The 16,836-nt window shown below is 26.8% G+C and carries 20 protein-coding genes and 1 other RNA gene; 6 read left to right on the forward strand and 15 right to left on the reverse strand.

The annotated features are described in order from the left end of the window. Position 1 precedes the first annotated feature (1 nt). From rpoZ to ACKTSI_RS05485, 3 genes are read right to left on the reverse strand one after another with little or no spacing between them, the layout of a single operon-like run. Complete coding sequence (gene rpoZ / locus ACKTSI_RS05475; protein WP_068473103.1) at positions 2–199, reverse strand: DNA-directed RNA polymerase subunit omega; 198 nt, start codon at positions 197–199, stop codon at positions 2–4. A gap of 12 nt (positions 200–211) precedes the next feature. Beyond that, the gene (gmk, locus tag ACKTSI_RS05480) at positions 212–784 is read right to left on the reverse strand and encodes a guanylate kinase (protein WP_407862658.1); all 573 of its coding nucleotides are present in this window, start codon (positions 782–784) and stop codon (positions 212–214) included. Between the two features lie 13 nt (positions 785–797). After that, positions 798–1,682 carry a YicC/YloC family endoribonuclease gene (locus tag ACKTSI_RS05485; protein ID WP_407862659.1) on the reverse strand — a complete coding sequence of 295 codons (885 nt, stop codon included), beginning with the start codon at positions 1,680–1,682 and terminating at the stop codon, positions 798–800. Positions 1,683–1,882: 200 nt separating this feature from the next. Here ACKTSI_RS05485 and ACKTSI_RS05490 point away from each other — a divergent pair, with 200 nt between their 5' ends. From ACKTSI_RS05490 to ACKTSI_RS05500, 3 genes are all read left to right on the forward strand, one after another. Then, positions 1,883–2,272 carry a hypothetical protein gene (locus tag ACKTSI_RS05490; RefSeq protein ID WP_407862660.1) on the forward strand — a complete coding sequence of 130 codons (390 nt, stop codon included), beginning with the start codon at positions 1,883–1,885 and terminating at the stop codon, positions 2,270–2,272. A gap of 76 nt (positions 2,273–2,348) precedes the next feature. After that, positions 2,349–2,697: a transfer-messenger RNA gene (gene ssrA / locus ACKTSI_RS05495) on the forward strand. 79 nt (positions 2,698–2,776) lie between these two features. Then, complete coding sequence (locus ACKTSI_RS05500; RefSeq protein WP_407862661.1) at positions 2,777–3,037, forward strand: hypothetical protein; 261 nt, start codon at positions 2,777–2,779, stop codon at positions 3,035–3,037. On the opposite strand, the gene ACKTSI_RS05505 is transcribed toward ACKTSI_RS05500, so the two are convergent. From ACKTSI_RS05505 to ACKTSI_RS05525, 5 genes are all read right to left on the reverse strand, one after another. Continuing rightward, complete coding sequence (locus ACKTSI_RS05505) at positions 3,034–3,321, reverse strand: hypothetical protein (protein ID WP_407862662.1); 288 nt, start codon at positions 3,319–3,321, stop codon at positions 3,034–3,036. The genes ACKTSI_RS05500 and ACKTSI_RS05505 overlap by 4 nt on opposite strands. A gap of 2 nt (positions 3,322–3,323) precedes the next feature. Next, a complete protein-coding gene (locus ACKTSI_RS05510; protein ID WP_288867889.1) occupies positions 3,324–3,740 on the reverse strand; it encodes an HD domain-containing protein in 417 nt (138 codons plus the stop codon). Then, entirely contained in the window at positions 3,724–3,918 is a 195-nt protein-coding gene (locus ACKTSI_RS05515; RefSeq protein ID WP_407862663.1) for a hypothetical protein, read from the reverse strand. The genes ACKTSI_RS05510 and ACKTSI_RS05515 overlap by 17 nt, the downstream gene beginning before the upstream one ends. Positions 3,919–3,922: 4 nt before the next feature. Continuing rightward, positions 3,923–4,060: a hypothetical protein gene (locus tag ACKTSI_RS05520; RefSeq protein ID WP_288867888.1), complete on the reverse strand. Its 138-nt coding sequence runs from the start codon at positions 4,058–4,060 to the stop codon at positions 3,923–3,925. Between the two features lie 167 nt (positions 4,061–4,227). Further along, positions 4,228–4,494, reverse strand: a complete 267-nt coding sequence (locus ACKTSI_RS05525; RefSeq protein WP_288980955.1) for a hypothetical protein — start codon at positions 4,492–4,494, stop codon at positions 4,228–4,230. A 337-nt stretch (positions 4,495–4,831) separates the two neighbouring features. On the opposite strand from ACKTSI_RS05525, the gene ACKTSI_RS05530 reads away from it, so the two are divergent. Continuing rightward, on the forward strand, positions 4,832–5,386 hold the full coding sequence (locus ACKTSI_RS05530; RefSeq protein WP_407862664.1) for a hypothetical protein: 555 nt from the start codon (positions 4,832–4,834) through the stop codon (positions 5,384–5,386). An 84-nt stretch (positions 5,387–5,470) separates the two neighbouring features. After that, positions 5,471–6,685: an IS256 family transposase gene (locus ACKTSI_RS05535; protein WP_407862556.1), complete on the forward strand. Its 1,215-nt coding sequence runs from the start codon at positions 5,471–5,473 to the stop codon at positions 6,683–6,685. A gap of 308 nt (positions 6,686–6,993) precedes the next feature. Here ACKTSI_RS05535 and ACKTSI_RS05540 read toward each other — a convergent pair whose 3' ends face one another. Genes ACKTSI_RS05540 through ACKTSI_RS05555 form a run of 4 tightly spaced genes read right to left on the reverse strand, consistent with a single transcriptional unit; the run spans position 6,994 to position 11,262 of the window. After that, positions 6,994–8,727, reverse strand: coding sequence for an NFACT family protein (locus tag ACKTSI_RS05540; RefSeq protein WP_407862665.1), 1,734 nt, complete (start codon positions 8,725–8,727; stop codon positions 6,994–6,996). A 17-nt stretch (positions 8,728–8,744) separates the two neighbouring features. Beyond that, positions 8,745–9,563, reverse strand: a complete 819-nt coding sequence (locus ACKTSI_RS05545) for an energy-coupling factor transporter transmembrane component T family protein (protein WP_407862666.1) — start codon at positions 9,561–9,563, stop codon at positions 8,745–8,747. Next, positions 9,563–10,417: an energy-coupling factor transporter ATPase gene (locus ACKTSI_RS05550; RefSeq protein ID WP_407862667.1), complete on the reverse strand. Its 855-nt coding sequence runs from the start codon at positions 10,415–10,417 to the stop codon at positions 9,563–9,565. The genes ACKTSI_RS05545 and ACKTSI_RS05550 overlap by 1 nt, the downstream gene beginning before the upstream one ends. After that, complete coding sequence (locus tag ACKTSI_RS05555) at positions 10,417–11,262, reverse strand: energy-coupling factor transporter ATPase (RefSeq protein ID WP_201274956.1); 846 nt, start codon at positions 11,260–11,262, stop codon at positions 10,417–10,419. Before ACKTSI_RS05555 ends, ACKTSI_RS05550 begins: the two co-directional genes overlap by 1 nt. Before the next feature lie 182 nt (positions 11,263–11,444). Between ACKTSI_RS05555 and ACKTSI_RS05560 the strand changes: the two genes are divergently transcribed. Further along, the gene (locus ACKTSI_RS05560; RefSeq protein WP_407862668.1) at positions 11,445–12,425 is read left to right on the forward strand and encodes a DDE-type integrase/transposase/recombinase; all 981 of its coding nucleotides are present in this window, start codon (positions 11,445–11,447) and stop codon (positions 12,423–12,425) included. A 163-nt stretch (positions 12,426–12,588) separates the two neighbouring features. Here the strand turns inward: ACKTSI_RS05560 and ACKTSI_RS05565 are convergent, their stop codons facing one another. The 3 genes from ACKTSI_RS05565 to ACKTSI_RS05575 all read right to left on the reverse strand — a co-directional run bounded on the left by ACKTSI_RS05565 (position 12,589) and on the right by ACKTSI_RS05575 (position 16,833). Beyond that, positions 12,589–14,367, reverse strand: coding sequence for an NTP transferase domain-containing protein (locus ACKTSI_RS05565; RefSeq protein WP_407862669.1), 1,779 nt, complete (start codon positions 14,365–14,367; stop codon positions 12,589–12,591). Between the two features lie 125 nt (positions 14,368–14,492). Next, entirely contained in the window at positions 14,493–16,001 is a 1,509-nt protein-coding gene (locus ACKTSI_RS05570; RefSeq protein WP_068473124.1) for an oligosaccharide flippase family protein, read from the reverse strand. A 19-nt stretch (positions 16,002–16,020) separates the two neighbouring features. Continuing rightward, a complete protein-coding gene (locus ACKTSI_RS05575) occupies positions 16,021–16,833 on the reverse strand; it encodes a phosphorylcholine transferase LicD (protein ID WP_068473127.1) in 813 nt (270 codons plus the stop codon). Between the last annotated feature and the right edge of the window lie 3 nt (positions 16,834–16,836).

Here is a 16,836-nt window from a genome sequence, read left to right on the forward strand (position 1 = left end):
CTTAATCTTCCTTTTCTTTTTTAGTTACCTTTTCAGCTACGATTTCTTGAAGTGCTTGAGTAATTGGTTTTTGCGCATCTGTTTCCATTAAATTTTTAGATCCGTTTACAATTCTTCTAGCTCTCTTACTTGTCATTACAACTAGAGCATATCTACTCTTATCAATTTTTTCTAATTCTTTAAATGATGGATTTATCATCTTTCATTCCTCCTATTTTTTTATTTTTAATCTTTCGGCTTGAATAATAGCCTTCATTTTTTCTACACTATCATCTACATATTCATTCACAATGGAATAATTATATTCATTCAAAAATTCAACTTCTTTTTTTGCATTATTCATTCTTAAATTTACAGTTTCTTCATCTTCCGTTCCACGTTCTACAAGTCTTCTCTTTAACTCTTCAAAATCAGGTGGCAAAACAAAAACTAAAACTGCGTCAGGATAATTTTTCTTAACCTGCAAAGCACCTTGAACATCAATTTCCAAAATTACTACATCACCATTATCGATTGAATTTAAAACAAAATCTTTCGGCGTTCCATAATAATTACCATGAACTTTTGCATATTCTAAAAGTTTTTCTTCCTCAATCATTTTTTCAAACTCATCATTTGAGATGAAAAAATAGTTTTTCCCATGTTCTTCATTAGGTCTTTTATTTCTACTGGTTGCAGAAATTGAATACTTAATATCTTTATTATCTCTTAATAAAATATCGCAAATAGTACCTTTACCAACTCCTGACGGACCTGAAACAACCATCAAAAATCCCTTTTTCATACTACCTCCAAAACTACTCAACATTTTGAATTTGTTCTCTAAGTTTCTCTATAATAACCTTCATTTCAATAACATAAGTTGAAATCGCATAATTATTTGACTTACTTGCTATCGTATTAATCTCCCTATTCATCTCTTGAAGTAAAAATTCAATCTTTTTACCAACTTGAGTTTCAAGACCTAAAAACTTTTTAAAATTTTGAATATGTGAATTAAGTCTTGTAATCTCTTCACTTATATCAAGCTTATCCGTATAAAAAATTACTTCAAGATTTAATCTGTTAAGTTCACTTTCGGACAATTCGCTTGAAAACTCGCCAAGTTTTGACTTTAATCTTTCGATTTGATTATTTAAAACATCTTCTTTTCTTTCTTTAATGCCTTCCAAGTTATTTTCAAAAGCCAAAAGATTTTCACTTAAATCATTCTTTAAGTTTTCTCCCTCAACAGTTCTCATAGCAACAAGCTCATCAACTGCCTTTTCAACAGCAGACAAAACATTTTTTTTAAAAAATTCCTCATCAATATCAGAAGTCTTAACTTCAACAACATTTTCATTACGAATAATATGTCCGATACCGACAGGAGCATCAATTCCAAGATTTTCAGAAATATTTTTATAAGCCTCAAAGTAAGCACCCGCTAAATTATAATTAACCTCCAAACTGGAATTACCTTCAGAAAATTTTTGCTTTCCTCTTATAAAAATATCTACACGACCTCTCGACAACTTTCCTCTTACAACTTTTTTAATATCTTCTTCACAAAAATTTAAAAAATATGGTAGCTTAACTTGAATATCCAAAAACTTATGATTAACAGACTTCATTTCAAAAGATAAATCATAATTTTCATCAATAAACTCACTTCTACCATAACCAGTCATTGATTTTAACATCTTTCTCTCCTTAAAAATTTTTCTTTTTTTATTTGTCTGTATATTGTAAACCATATAAAAAATTTTTACAACACTTTGTTACGAAAATTTAATAAAAAATTGTAAAATATTTTTTATTTAAAACAAAACTTTACAAACAAATTTCAATGTAATATAATAAAGTTGTTAATAAAGACAATTTAATTAAAAAGGAGAATTTTATGAAAATTATAAAAGAAAAAATTTATATGATATTTAGTTTTTTAATATTTTTATTCTACCTAATAACTCTAGAATTATCAGCAGGTAGTTATCCAGAAGATCAACCATATATGCAAAATCCAACAATATTTAAAAACTTTTTGTTGGTTATTTCTCTAATTTTTATATTTATATTTATAATAATACTATTAACAAAAAAGACAAAATATTTATTAGTGATAAATATAGGAATAATTTTCTTTTTTATATTCAGAGTTTTTGAATTTTTCAAAAAATATAAAAGATTATATCAAGATACACTAACAATAATTTTACTTCTCCTTGCGATTATTTCAATCATTACAATTTTTGTATTAATTTCAAAAATGTTTAAAAAATTAAATCAATAAATATATTTCAAATTTGACATAATCACAAAATATGGGTATAATAAAAGTAGCTTTATAAAGCTACTTTTTTAATTATGGGGATGAACTGGCTTCGACGGGGAAGTTGCAGTATTATAAGCGAATTGTTGTATCCAACCAACATAAAAAGTGGTAAATTAAATATAAACGCAGAAAATAATAATTTTGCATTAGCTGCGTAAGTCAGCTATTTGGAGTTTATTCTTTCCCCACAAAAGTCTAAACTCTATCATTAAATTCGTGGGCAACCTTTACAAAAGTTCTTAAGTTTGTAATTGTATTTATAAGATACCTCTAACTGAGTTTGTTAATTTATAGGTTATTGGGAAATTTAAAATTGACTGCATTCGGAGAAAGTAATATGAATGCTTTTTCGGACGTGGGTTCGACACCCACCATCTCCACCAATAAAAATAAACCACTATTTTAAAACACAATGTTTAAAATAGTGGTTTTTTTATAAAAAAATACAAAAATGAGAAAAATTTGGAATTAAATAAAATTATAGAAGAATTAGAATATAATTCTTCTCGAATCAAAAATTCATCAATAATTTTAACGTTAGTATTAGATTATTTAGAAACTGATACAGATACTACTAATCCTCTAAGTTGCTGGGACTTAATAGTAAAAAAAAAATTTTCAGGATTAATAATTAATATACAAGATACATTAAGAGATATTTCTAAAAAGCAATATTATTTAATAAATAATTTATACCAAGTAAAAAAACACAATAAAATTTAATTATTGTGTTTTTTATTGGAATAATAAAGTTTTTTCGCTTTATCATATTCAATTTTTAATTCTTTCAAAAATTTTTCATTCAATTCATCATTCATATACTCTGCTATATCCGTTATCTCTGGTAAATCTTCATTCAAAAATTCTGTAACCTCTGCATTTTCTTTATACATCTCATCATAATTATCACATAAATAATCTTGAACATATAAAGCAAAATCATCAACAGACATAGATATTTTATTTTGTAAAGCTAATTCTATTTCATTAAATAATTTTTCTATCATAGTTAATTCCTCAAAAATTCTATCGCTTTTAAATATTTTTCTTTTCTCATTCTATCTTTTTCTGTAATTTTTTCTAATCTATTCAAGTTACTATTATGAGTTAAGTCTGCAATTTTAACTTTTCTTGAAAGTTCATTATTTTTTACAATATTCAAATACTCTTGATAATCTTGACCTTTTTTCTTTGTTATACAATCAACAGCTAAAACAATATCTTCATCAAAGTGTTTTGATAAGTCTTCTATTGTAACTTCGCTATCTTCAATAACATCGTGAAGTAAAGCAACTATTTTAGTTTTATATCCCTTACTTAACATTGCAACTTTTATCGGATGAAAAATATACTTCTTCCCCGCTTTATCCTTTTGACCTTTATGTGCTTTCATCGATATAACTAAAGCCTTAATTAATTTGAGCATAATATTTCTCCTTTGTTATATCTTTTGTGTAAATAGAACCTATAAGAATTTTATCATAAAAACTATTTTGAATTTCTTTATTGTTTTCTATACAGTAAAATAAACCTTTTTCAAATTTTACATATTTTTTATAATCAGGACAATAAAAATATTGTATATATTTTGTAAAATCAGCCATCATTTTATCCTTTTTGTAATTCCTCTAATTTTTCAACTACATTATTACAATAATCATCAAATTTTTTGTGTCGCTCTTCTTCTGTTAATGTATAATCCGGTATAAATTCATCCGGTATTAAAATTGTCTTATCATCTTTCATTAAGGTAACTCCCTTCTATATTTCCAGTTAAACTTTTTAGCTAACAACTCATTAATTTCGTTAGACCATTCTTTCCAAGTTAATTAATTATCTTGTGTTTTATTATACATTTTAAGATATTTACTTTGTGTTTTAAAATAGATAATATTTTATATATAATCTTAAAATTATCGTCCATAATATAGCTCCTTAGCTTTATCATATTCAATTTTTAACTTTCTTAAAAATTCAGTATCATTCATCATCGGTTCCATTTCTGCACAAATAAAAGGCATTTCATCATTCATAAGTTCTGTAACTTCTGCATTTTCTTCGTGCATTTCATCGTAATTATCGCATAAATAATCTTCTAAATATAACGAAAAATCTTTCGAATTATATTTGTGCTTGTGTTGTAAAGCTAACTCTATATCTTTTAATATTTGTTCTATCACAGTTTTACCCAATCCTTTTTTTGTTGTTTTAACCTAAGAAAAGTTATAAATTCTAAATTCATTGCTTGTAAGAATTTTTGTATTCAGATTATTTAAAATTTCTTTTATTTTATCTTCATATTCTTCTGGAATATTATTTATAATTTCTCCTTTTATTTATACTATTTATCTTTAATTCTAAAATTAATATATTACTATTTATATTATACCATTTTAAAATAATTATGTAATCTCCTAAACTTAAATATAAAATTTTATTAAAAGAGTTGTCTTTATTTACATTTAAGTTTATAATATAGAAAAAGGAAAACTTTTATATATTAAAGGAGAATTTGTTATGAAAAAAGTTGTTATTATGTTATTGATTAGCATTATGTTAGTTAGTTGTTCTAATAAAAATAATGAAGAAAATAAAGTTGTTAAAGAGTTGCAAAAGCAAAAAGATTCTTTGGAAAAGAAAAATAGTGAGTTACAAGAAAAAATTAATTCTCTCGAAAAAGAAAATAAAGAATTAAAAGAAAAACAAGAAAATTCAGAAAATAAAACTCTTTCAAGTGAATCTGTTGAAAAAATTAATAAATATTTACAAGAATTTAATAATTCTAATAAACATTTTGCCAAGGCTACATTTGATGAAAAAAATAATAATGTTAATATTGAATTAGTTGAACAAACAGCCTCTGATGTGTCAGGAATGATTGATGCTAAAAATGAAGGTAGAGCTAACGAGAATATTCGTGATTTATGGGAAAAAGAAGTTACAGGAACTGCATTAACAATTTCCAAAAATATTAATGATAATATAACAGTAAAAATTTTACAACCAACAGATAAAAGTAAAACCATAGTTGAAGTAAAAGACGGAAAAGTAATTAAGGATATAATGAAATAATATTATAATTTAGAGACTGTGTAAAATTTTGTGTATAGAAACCTCCTGATTAGGGTAAAGAAAAACTAATCAGGAGGAATTTTTATGCCAAGAAAGAGATCAGAAACAAAATTAAACAAAATTTCTAAGATGTTAATCGAAGAATATCAACCGGAAACAGTTCAAGATCTACAAGATGCTTTAAAAGACCTTTTAGGTGATACAATGGAGCAATTATTAAAAGCAGAATTAGATGAGCATTTAGATTATGAATATGGAGAAAAACCACTATCATTAAATACTAGAAATGGTTCAAGTAAAAAAACAGTTAAATCATCATATGGAAATATAGATTTAAATATTCCTAGAGATAGAGAAGGATCCTTTGAGCCTCAGGCATTAAAAAAATACGAAAAAGACATATCAAACATAGAAAATCAAATAATATCAATGTATGGAAAAGGTATGACAACAAGAGATATATCAAGTCACATAAAAGATATTTATGGTTTTGGGATATCAGAAACAATGGTGTCAAAAATAACAAATAAAATTCTACCAACAATAGAAGAGTGGCAAAATAGACCATTAGAAAAAGTCTATCCTATGGTGTTCTTAGACGCTATACACTATCATGTAAGAGAAAACAACATAGTAGTCAAAAAGGCAGTATACATTGCCCTAGGCTACAATCTAGAAGGCTTTAAAGAAATACTAGGAATGTGGGTAGGAGAAAATGAATCAAGCAAATACTGGCTCTTAGTATTAAATCAACTAAAAGAAAGAGGTCTTGAAGATATCCTAATAGTTTCAACAGATAACCTACCAGGATTTAGCCAGGCTATAGAAGCAGTATACCCAAAAGCAGAAATTCAAAAATGTATAATCCACCAAATAAGAAACTCAACTAAATATGTGTCATACAAAGACATCAAAGAGCTGATGAAAGACCTAAAAGCAGTATACAAAGCACCAACCGAAGACTTAGCATTAACAAATCTAGGAATCTTTGAAGAAAAATGGGGTAAAAAATACCCAATGTGTGTAAGTTCTTGGAAAAACAACTGGACAGAATTATCAACATATTTCAAGTATCCAGAAGGAATAAGAAAGCTAATATACACAACAAACGCCATGGAAAACTTCAATAGGCAACTAAGAAAAGTAACGAAAAATAAAACCATATTTCCAAATGACTATGCCCTACAAAAAAGTCTGTATTTGGCAATGGTAGATGCCTCAAGCAAGTGGACAAGTAGAATTCGTGGTTGGGATCAAATCTTATCGCAATTATCAATATTTTTTGAGGGGAGGTTTTAGATAAGTTAAAAATAGAGTATAAAATTAGCTGCAAATTTTTAAAAAATTTGACAGTTTATTAAAGTTGTGTTAAATTAAGACAAGCTCCATTCCTATAGGAATGGACAAACATTGATACATATAAAAATGTATCAACCCTTACCCTTGTGTCAGGATTTAGGTTGATACACAAAATTATTTACAGACCCATAATTTATTTTTTTATAATTTATTTTTTTATAATAAAAATGAGCTTTATGCTCATTTTCAGAGCGCAGACAAAGCATTAGTTTTGTCTGCACTCTGAACACGATAGAAATTCTATCGTGTTATTTTTTGTATTCGTCAAATAATTTGTCTTTGAAGTCAATAAACAGTGTTTTATAATTATCGTAATAAACCATTCCAAGACCTGTTCCTTTTGCTTTTCGGATATGTTTTTTTTCTGTGTAATCTACATTTGCATAGCCTTCGTTTTTGAAGTAGCTGTAATATCCGGCTAAAAATCCTGCAATTTTATAGTCGTCTTCTGTCAAGTTTGCTCCTCTTAAGATTACATGGCTACCTGGAACGTCTTGTGCGTGGAAAAATATATCATTTTTATTTGCAAACTTTAATGTTAAATTTTCATTTTGCAAATTGTTTTTTCCGACATAAATTAGTGCTCCGGATTTTGTTTCAAACACATAAGGTTTTGACTTTTCAAGTTTTTGTTTATTCTTTTTGCTCTTCTTAACATAACCTAAAGAAATCAATTCTTCTTCTATTTCAGAAAGCTCATTTAATTCTGTGATTATCTCAATAGTTTCTAAAATTTGCTTTATGTATGCAATTTCTGTTTCTATTTTCGGTAATTCTTGTTTTATAATTTCATCAGCTGTTTTTAATTTTTTATATTTTTTATAATATGATTCAATATTTTCTCTTGGAGATTTTTTTTCATCAAGAGAGATTTCAACTTCATTCATATTATCATAAATATTTTCAAGCACGATTTTTTTCATACCTTTTTCCATTTTATAAATATTTATGGAAAGTAAATCAGCGAAAATTTTCAAGTCCTCTTTACTCTTATTATTCAAAAGTTCATCATTCATTGCTGAATATTTGTTTGAAAGTCTGTTTAATTTTGTAGTTAAAACCTTTTTAAATCCTGATGCCTTTTGATTTATCCTATCTCTTAAAGAATTGTTGTGATAAAAATTTTCTACAAGATTAGAGATATTTGAAACACTTTCTTTATTTTCATATAAATTTAAATCAAAGCAGTAGAAATCTTTATTATTCTTAACTTCATCTTGAATTAAAATTGGAAAATATTTTTTATTTTTTATATTTTCAACTAAAATTTTAAAATTTTCATCAAGTTTTTGAATATCATCTTCGCTAAGATTTACAGAATTTATATCCATATCAATATTAGAATTATTTAGTAATTCATAAGAAATAGTCGGAGAAAAACCTAAATAATTAGTGTAAAAAAATTTCTTCATAGAAATCGGCTCAGAATTTTTTAAAATTTCTGATGGCAATCTGTAATTTTCTTCTAAAATATTTTCTTTTTCGTCCTTAACAAAGAAATAGTCCTTATTCGGAAAAACCTCTCTGATACTACTTTGTCTTGAATCTATATGTTTTATAGAATCTATAATCTTATTACTTTCTTTATCCACCAAAATTATATTTGAGTGTTTTCCCATTATTTCAATGATTAAAAGTTTTTTATTAAGCTCCTTTAACTCATTCAAATTTTCGATTTCAAAGCAAACAACCCTATCCATTTTATGTTGGTAAATATTTTTTATCGTTCCACCAACTAAATGTTTTCTAAGTAACATACAGAAATTATATGCCGTTATAGGATTTTTTTTGTTTTTTTCACTCAAATGAATCCTTGAAAGATTATTTGCGCAAGAAAGCAATAATTTATAATTTTCTTTGTTATAAATTTGTATATTTATCTCATTTTTATCCGGTTGATTGATTTTATTTATTTTTCCATTTAACAAAAGCGGTGTTATTTCATCAACAACTGCTTTTGTAAAAATTCCATCAAAACTCATTTTATTTTCCTTTTCTATTAATTAAAAATCCAAACATTTAAGAAAAACCTTGATGCTATAACAAGTCCAAAAATTATGGTTATAAATGCCATAACTAAATAATCCATCCTTGTATATCTTAAAACATTCATTCTAGTTCTTCCTTCCCCACCTCTATAACACCTTGCCTCCATAGCTACTGCAAGCTCATCGGCACGTTTTAATGCGTTTACAAAAAGTGGTACAAGTAATGGAATCAAACTTTTCGCTCTGGTAATTATACTTCCTGTTTCAAAGTCTGCTCCTCTTGCTGTTTGTGCCTTTGTTATCTTATCCATTTCGTCTAAAATTGTCGGTATAAATCTTAATGCTATTGTCATCATCATCGCAACAGAATGAGCAGGAAACTTAATTTTTTCAAAAGGTTTCATAACATATTCCAAAGCATCTGTAAGTACAATAGGACTTGTCGTAAGGGTCAAAAGGCTTGTTCCAATAACCAAAAGTATTATTCTAACACTCATAAAAGCACTTAATTTAATTCCCTCTTTGGTTATATTTATAATCCATATTCTAAATAAAATTTCTCCAGGTGTTAAAATTACATTCAAAATTACAGTAAACAAAACAATGTAAAAAATTCCTCTTAATCCCTTTAAGACCATCAATACAGGCAGTTTTGCAATTTTTATAATTGAAAACAAAAAAATCGCAAGTGGTATAAAAACTAAAAAACTTTTTATAAAAAATATAGAAACTATAAACATAAAAATAAAATATAATTTAAGTCTGGGGTCAAGTCTATGAATAATACTATCTCCCGGAAAAAAACGACCTATTGATATATTTTTTACCATTAATTTTTCCTCAATTCTCTTTTTATTTCTTCAAAAGCCTCATCGACCGTCAAAATATTTTTGCTAAAATGATGACCTTTTTTTCTTAAAGTATCCATAAGTTCTGTAATCTGTGGAACATTAAGTCCTACTTCTTTTAAATCATCAACATCACTAAAAGCCTCTTTTGTATTCTTATCTAAATGAATTTTTCCGTTTTTCATTATGATTATTCTATTTACAAGTTTTGCAACATCTTCCATACTATGAGAAATCAAAACTATCGTAATATTATTTTTTTCATAAAGATTTTTAATTTGGAAAAATAACTCATCACGACCTTTTGGGTCAAGACCGGCAGTCGGCTCATCTAAAATTAAAATATCCGGTTTCATCGCCAATATTCCTGCTATTGCAACTCTTCTCTTTTGTCCTCCGGAAATTTCAAAAGGAGATTTATCCTTTTTAGTTTCATAGTCGAGTCCAACAATCTCCATCGCCTCTTTAACTCTTGCTGTAATCTCTTCTTCACTAAGTCCCATATTTTTGGGGCCAAAAGCAATATCTTTTTCTATAGTTTCTTCAAAAAGTTGATATTCAGGATATTGAAAAACAAGCCCTATCTTATATCTCAAACCACTCTTTGCAAGTTCTTTATCTTTCGTATTCATATCGCCAATAAAAACATCTCCGGTTGTCGGCTTTAATATTCCATTAAAATGTTGAATCAAAGTTGACTTACCACTTCCTGTATGTCCTATAATTCCAACAAATTCTCCTGATTTTATTGTCAAATCTATATTATCTAAAGCAAGTTTTTCAAAAGGAGTTTTTTCTCCATAGATAAAACTTACATTTTTAAAATTTATATCCATTATTTTAATTTTTTCTCCAAAAATTCTATCATTTCATCATTAGTCAAAATGTCGGTTGGAATTTCTATTCCTTCATTTTTCAAAAGATAAGAAAGTTCTGTAACTTGTGGAACGGAAAGTCCAAGCTCTCTTAAACGCTCAACATTTGAAAAAACTTTTTTAGGACTATCATCAAATTCAATCTTTCCCTCGTTAAGTACAATAACTCTATCAGCCAAAACAGCCTCCTCCATATAATGAGTTATATATAAAATAGTTTTATTTTCTTCCTTATTCAATTTCAAAATAGTATCTATAATATCTTTTCTTCCAATCGGGTCAAGCATCGCCGTTGATTCGTCAAAAATTATAACTTCAGGTTTCATAGAAAGAACTCCTGCTATCGCTATCCTTTGCTTTTGTCCCCCTGAAAGCATATGTGGTGAGTGTTTTTTATAATCCCCCATCTCAACAATTTTTAAAGCCTCATCAACCCTCTGTCTTATTTCAACAGGGTCAATACCCAAGTTCTCGGGGCCGAAAGCAACATCTTCTTCAACAACGGTTGCTACGAGCTGATTATCAGGATTTTGAAAAACCATAGCACATTTTTGTCTAATATCCCAAATTTTTTCTTCATCTTTAGTATTAATTCCAAAAATTTCAATCTCTCCATCTGTCGGAACAAATTGTGCATTCAAAAGTTTTGCCAAAGTTGACTTGCCACTTCCGTTATGACCTAAAATAGAAATTAATTCCCCTTTGTTTACAGAAAAACTAATTCCGTCCAAACCAATACTTTTTTTATTATCATCACTTAAATATTCATATCTTAAATTTTTTATATCAATTATTTTTTCATTCAAAATTTATCACCCACTAACAACTTATGATACCATAAACAATACTTTTTTTCAACAACAATACATAATCAATACCAAAAAATACTGTTATGATACAATTGATGTGAGACCAAGGGTACAAAAAAAAGAGAATATCCTGTATAATTATTAAAACAAAAAAATTAACTAGAAAGGAACTCTCTTTTATGAATAATATTATATCACAAAATCAAGAAAATATAAAACACAACCAACGTTATATCCCTCATTTACTTCAAACAAGATACCACGCTGTTAAAACTTACAGAAACGGCAATTCTGTTAGCTTTGTTTGTAGAAGATATAAAATATCCAAAGCCTCTCTTATGCGTTGGAATAAAAGATTTGATGGCTCTATTGAATCCCTTAAGGATAAATCTCATAGACCTTTATCTAAACACCCTAATTCTCATACCGATACTGAAATTTATTGGATTAAAAATCTCATTAGAAGAAATCCTAATATTTCTTTGATTGAACTTTACGCTAAACTTAAACTAAATAAAGGTTATACTAGACACCCTTGCTCTCTTTTTAGGTTTCTTAGAAAACTTGGATTTTTTAAAGACGTTAAACAGCCTTCCAAACCCTATGTTCCTAAACCTTATCATACTCCTACTAAAATTGGTGTTAAAATGCAACTTGATGTTAAATATGTTCCTAATTCTTGTTATGTTGGTAAATATCCCGATAAATTCTACCAATATACGATTATTGACGAAGCTACTCGCGAAAGGTTTATTTATCCTTTTAAGGAACAATCTTCTTATAGTACTGTTACTTTTGTTAAAATGGCTATTAAATACTTTGGTTATATTCCTGAAATTATTCAAACCGATAATGGCTTTGAATTTACACATTTTAAAGATACTAAAAGAGTTCATCCTTTTGACAAACTATGTAACGAATTGGGTATTAAACATCAATTAATCAGACCTAGAACGCCTAGACACAATGGAAAGGTTGAAAGAAGTCATAGAAATGACAATGAAAGATTTTATAGTAATCTATCTTTTTATTCTTATGAAGATTTGATTGTACAAATGAAAAAATATCTCTATAAATCTAATAGATTACCTATGCAAACTTTAAATTGGCTCTCACCTATTGAAAAACGTAAAGAATTATTAGAATTAAAGGAGAATTAATTCTCCTTTAATTCTAACATACAGGTTATATTTTTTTATAATTTTTGGTCTCACATCATTTACAAATGTACAAATACATAATCAATACCAAAAAATACCAACAAAAAAGACAACCTTTTAAAAAGATTGCCTTTAATATTTTTAAATTATTTCTAAATCATTTCTATCTTTGTTCATATAATTTAAAGGCATAATCTGCATATTCTTTTGTATGGTTATACCAAATATACAAATATTCCCCAATACTCTTTCCTTGAATTTCCTGATTAATTGCCCATAAGAACCAATAGAACGAACTAACTGCAACATAAGCAACATAATGTCTTAACTCTTCATCAGTAGGATTTCCGTCAAAATATTCCTTTATTATCTCTATTGATTCGTCAAAAGAATATTTTGAACAAGTTATGAAACAACCAATATCTCCGGCAGGGTCAGACATTGCAGAATATTCCCAGTCAATTAAATACATTCCATCATTTTTATCCATTAAAAAATTCAAGTTATAACTATAGCAATGGCAAAGACAATTCTTAACATTATCTTTATCCAAAAATTCTTTCAACTTATAAATTTTATCATTCATTAAATTCATATCTTCAAAATCATCACGATGTGAATTTTTTATTTTTAACTTAAAGTTTTCGATTTCATCGAAAATATTGAATTCAAAATCTGTTTTGCGACCACTTGTGTGTAATTTTTTTAACATTGAAATTGCTCTTCTTACATTTTCTTTATCTTCATAGTCAAGGATTCTTACATCTTCAATATAACTTGAAATTTTCCAGCCTTTTTCACTATCCATATAAATATAAGTATCGTCTAATCCAAGTTCTTTAGCAATTTTCATTGAATCAAATTCACTTTTTCTATTTATAATAAGCTCAGTTTCAGGACTGCGATGTCTATATACATAAGACTTACCATTGTGACTAAATTTAAAAGAAGTTTTTGTCATTCCCGTTTTAATAGGTTTAATATCCTTTATTTCTTCTTCATTACATTTTAAAACTCCACAAATATTTTGGAAAATTTTAGAGTCGGAATTAGTTACATATTTTTCATCAAAAATTCTTAATTCTTCTAATGAATCAAACTCTTTTATATCCTCTGCATCATATTTTTTAATATACATATTATCCAATTCTTTTAAATGACGCATATAAAAAGTTTCCCACAAATTTTCTCTAACTGTCTGTTCATGATATTCTGCCTTTAAAAGTTTTACAAATTTATTACTGAATTCTCTATCAAAAAACACATGTCCCAACATTATCCAATCATCTTTACCACCAATTGTTATTCCTTTAATTCTCCCCTTTTTATCACATTCTGCAAAGTATTCGTCGCTTTCTCCTTCTTGATAAACTGCAGAATAATACGCCCTATAAACATATTTTTCAAAAGGATTTTTTGGAAAATAATTATCTGAAGAACAAATATAAGTATTTTTTAACTTTTCAGTAACTAAAATTAATGATGAAGTATTATTAAATCTGTAATAATCTGCATTTACAACAATATCTATACCAAATTTTTCCGCCAAATAAAACATCTTTTCTTTCATATATCCTACAACTAAAGTAATATCTTCAATTTCGGCTTCCCTTAACTGTAAAATTTCTCTTTCAATTAATTTTTCTCCCTTTACATTCAAAAGACCCTTTGGACTCTCATAGCAAAGAGGTGCAAATCTTGAACTCATTCCGGCAGCCATAATAATTGCATTATCAACCTTATATGGCTCTAATGCCTCAAATCCTGCATCTGTTATTTTTAAATCTTCATCTAAAAATTTATTATCTTTTAATTCTTTTAAAGTTTCGTTAACTTTTCCTAAAGAAATTTCTGTAATATCTGAAATTTCTCTTTGAGTATATTTTTTATCTTGATTTTTAAAAAATAAATTTAAAATATCAAATTGTTGTAATGTTAACATAAATACCTCCTAACAGTTTGTTCATAAATTATAACATATTATAAACAAATGAACAATAAAAAAGTCCTAAAGATTTAAAAATTTTAGAACTTTCTTATTATAAAATAATATTATTTTTTAATTTATTATCCTTTATATTTTTTTGCTTTTAATTTATATTTTATAACTCTAAACTTACTTTTTATTCCATCAATTGTAACAAATAAAATTTTGTCCTTTGTAATTAACATAATTATAAAATAATATAATACACAGGATACAATTATTGCAAGTAATCTGGTAAATAATTGTAAATTCAATGCCAATGAATATTTTAGAGTATGATTTATTCCATAAGTTATTGCAAAAAAAGGAATGGAACACAGTACATATTTCACATAAGATTTTAATATCCCGTTTATAGAAATAATATTTCTCTTAGTTATAAAGTAAACTTGAATAATCAATACTACAATTTCTGAAAATAAAGTTGTATAAACAAAATATTCAGCTTGGACAACTTTTAATTTCAATAAAACTATATTTAAAATTAAGTTTAGAAATCCCCCTATAAAGTAAAATGCCGTTATGTTTTTTTCATATCCTCTTACAAATAAAACTTGATTTGCAAGAAGTTGATCCAATGCCCACATAACAATTCTGAGTGAAAACAGTTTTAAAATAAAACCTGCTTCCAAATATTTTTCTCCTGCATATATCAGCATTACTTCGTCAGAAACGCAACTTAATCCTATCCCCATAGGAATTACCAAGAATAAAAATGTCTTGGCAACTTGATTTAACAATTCCGTATAATTTTTTTCGTCGCCATTCCCATAATAGTATGAAAGTCTTGGAATACTTACCACTATTATAGAATAAACTACACTCGTTATTAGTTGAGCTATCGATAATGCAAAGGTATAGTAGGAAACTGAAATCTTTGCATCCAATAATGAAAGCACAGCTCTATCCAACGCAGTATATAACATATATGAGTTGGCTAAAAGTAACATTCCGATTAAAGGCTTTATATGGATAAGAATATCTTTTAATTCAATTTTTACAAATTTTACTTTTCTTTTTATATAATAAAAACTAATTAAATAGTTTATAAGATTTGTAATTGATAAAATGAAAGCATAGTTTACTATATCATCTGCTTTTTTTACAAATGCAAAAATCGAAACAAGCATAAGCACACGGATAAATAATGTCTTAAAGAGAATAAATCCATAGTTTTCAAATGCCTCATTCATCCACTCTATCGATACAAATTGAGTAAAAATTTGAATACTAAGTGCAATATACAACATGTACATATTGGAATCTACATTTAAAAACATATATCCAATATACAAAATTCCAATACTTAAAGAACTTATTACATTTATAGAAAAAAGAACGGTAAAATTTTTGCTTATTTCTTTAATATTATTTTTAACCCTGCTTATTGAACGTATTCCATAACTGTATATTCCAAATGCAGCAAATGGAATAAACAAATTCAATATAGAATTCGCAACATTAAATTCCCCATAGGCTTCCTTACTCAAAATTCTGGCAAGGTATGGCCCCGTAATCAGAGGAAACAGAATATTAAAAACTCTAACCAAAATACTAGCTAAAGCATTAACTTTTATATTTTTTGCCATATCTAAAATTATTTCTCCCTTATTTTATTCTAAAAGCATCTAATAGATGTGATTTATATTCAATTTCCGCATCTGAAGGTTTTTGCATATAATCTCCATAAAATTGAGTTAAAATCTTATCATAATTTTTAGGAGCAGGTACCATCATATCTTCAAAAGGCAATTCTATTAATTCTTCATAAGTTCCTGTTTCAAAAACCTCCTTCATTCCGGTTTTATCAAGCCCAATAGCACCCTCATAAATTCCATTTTTATCAACATATTTTTCAACTAATTTTTCAATTTTCTTTGTAAAATATCTCGGATTTACAAATGCCAACAAATACCAGAAGACAACTCTGCAAAAATCTTTTATTCTGCTATCTTTATGAATTATATATTTTTTCTTTATGAAGCAAATATGTTTCAAAGTTACCATCAAATGTGCTTTTTTAACAAAATTTAAGTCATTAAATTTATCAATCGGAAATACATCAACAAAAACATTGCTGTCTTTTCTATTTCTCTTTACATTATCTTCCAACAGAGTGTGCTTATCTATAACAACAAAAAAGTTTTGAAAATACCAATCACTGTTGTCCTTGGATAAAATTGTATATCTTTCATTATTTTCTTCAATTACAGCTCTTTGAAATTTTTCATAATCTTCTCTATACATTGCAACATCTATGTCATCATCCCAAGGAATAAAGCCCTTATGTCTTACCGCTCCAAGTAATGTTCCATAACTTACAAAATATTTTATATTATACTTTTTACAAACATAGTCGATGAACTTTAAAATATTTAATTCATAATTTTTTAGCTCATCAACTGTAAGTCTCTCTTTCATCTT

The organism is Parvimonas parva (genome assembly GCF_045866535.1).
GTDB lineage: Bacteria > Bacillota > Clostridia > Tissierellales > Peptoniphilaceae > Parvimonas > Parvimonas parva.

Coding starts and splice junctions, on each gene's coding strand:
- ACKTSI_RS05515 (WP_407862663.1), bottom strand. CDS start 3,918: ATGGCTGATTTTACAAAATATATACAATATTTTTATTGTCCTGATTAT.
- ACKTSI_RS05565 (WP_407862669.1), bottom strand. CDS start 14,367: ATGTTAACATTACAACAATTTGATATTTTAAATTTATTTTTTAAAAAT.
- ACKTSI_RS05485 (WP_407862659.1), bottom strand. CDS start 1,682: ATGTTAAAATCAATGACTGGTTATGGTAGAAGTGAGTTTATTGATGAA.
- ACKTSI_RS05550 (WP_407862667.1), bottom strand. CDS start 10,417: ATGGATATAAATTTTAAAAATGTAAGTTTTATCTATGGAGAAAAAACT.
- ACKTSI_RS05570 (WP_068473124.1), bottom strand. CDS start 16,001: ATGGCAAAAAATATAAAAGTTAATGCTTTAGCTAGTATTTTGGTTAGA.
- ACKTSI_RS05560 (WP_407862668.1), top strand. CDS start 11,445: ATGAATAATATTATATCACAAAATCAAGAAAATATAAAACACAACCAA.
- ACKTSI_RS05540 (WP_407862665.1), bottom strand. CDS start 8,727: ATGAGTTTTGATGGAATTTTTACAAAAGCAGTTGTTGATGAAATAACA.
- ACKTSI_RS05530 (WP_407862664.1), top strand. CDS start 4,832: ATGAAAAAAGTTGTTATTATGTTATTGATTAGCATTATGTTAGTTAGT.
- ACKTSI_RS05545 (WP_407862666.1), bottom strand. CDS start 9,563: ATGGTAAAAAATATATCAATAGGTCGTTTTTTTCCGGGAGATAGTATT.
- ACKTSI_RS05575 (WP_068473127.1), bottom strand. CDS start 16,833: ATGAAAGAGAGACTTACAGTTGATGAGCTAAAAAATTATGAATTAAAT.
- ACKTSI_RS05535 (WP_407862556.1), top strand. CDS start 5,471: ATGCCAAGAAAGAGATCAGAAACAAAATTAAACAAAATTTCTAAGATG.
- ACKTSI_RS05490 (WP_407862660.1), top strand. CDS start 1,883: ATGAAAATTATAAAAGAAAAAATTTATATGATATTTAGTTTTTTAATA.
- ACKTSI_RS05520 (WP_288867888.1), bottom strand. CDS start 4,060: ATGAAAGATGATAAGACAATTTTAATACCGGATGAATTTATACCGGAT.
- rpoZ (WP_068473103.1), bottom strand. CDS start 199: ATGATAAATCCATCATTTAAAGAATTAGAAAAAATTGATAAGAGTAGA.
- gmk (WP_407862658.1), bottom strand. CDS start 784: ATGAAAAAGGGATTTTTGATGGTTGTTTCAGGTCCGTCAGGAGTTGGT.
- ACKTSI_RS05510 (WP_288867889.1), bottom strand. CDS start 3,740: ATGCTCAAATTAATTAAGGCTTTAGTTATATCGATGAAAGCACATAAA.
- ACKTSI_RS05505 (WP_407862662.1), bottom strand. CDS start 3,321: ATGATAGAAAAATTATTTAATGAAATAGAATTAGCTTTACAAAATAAA.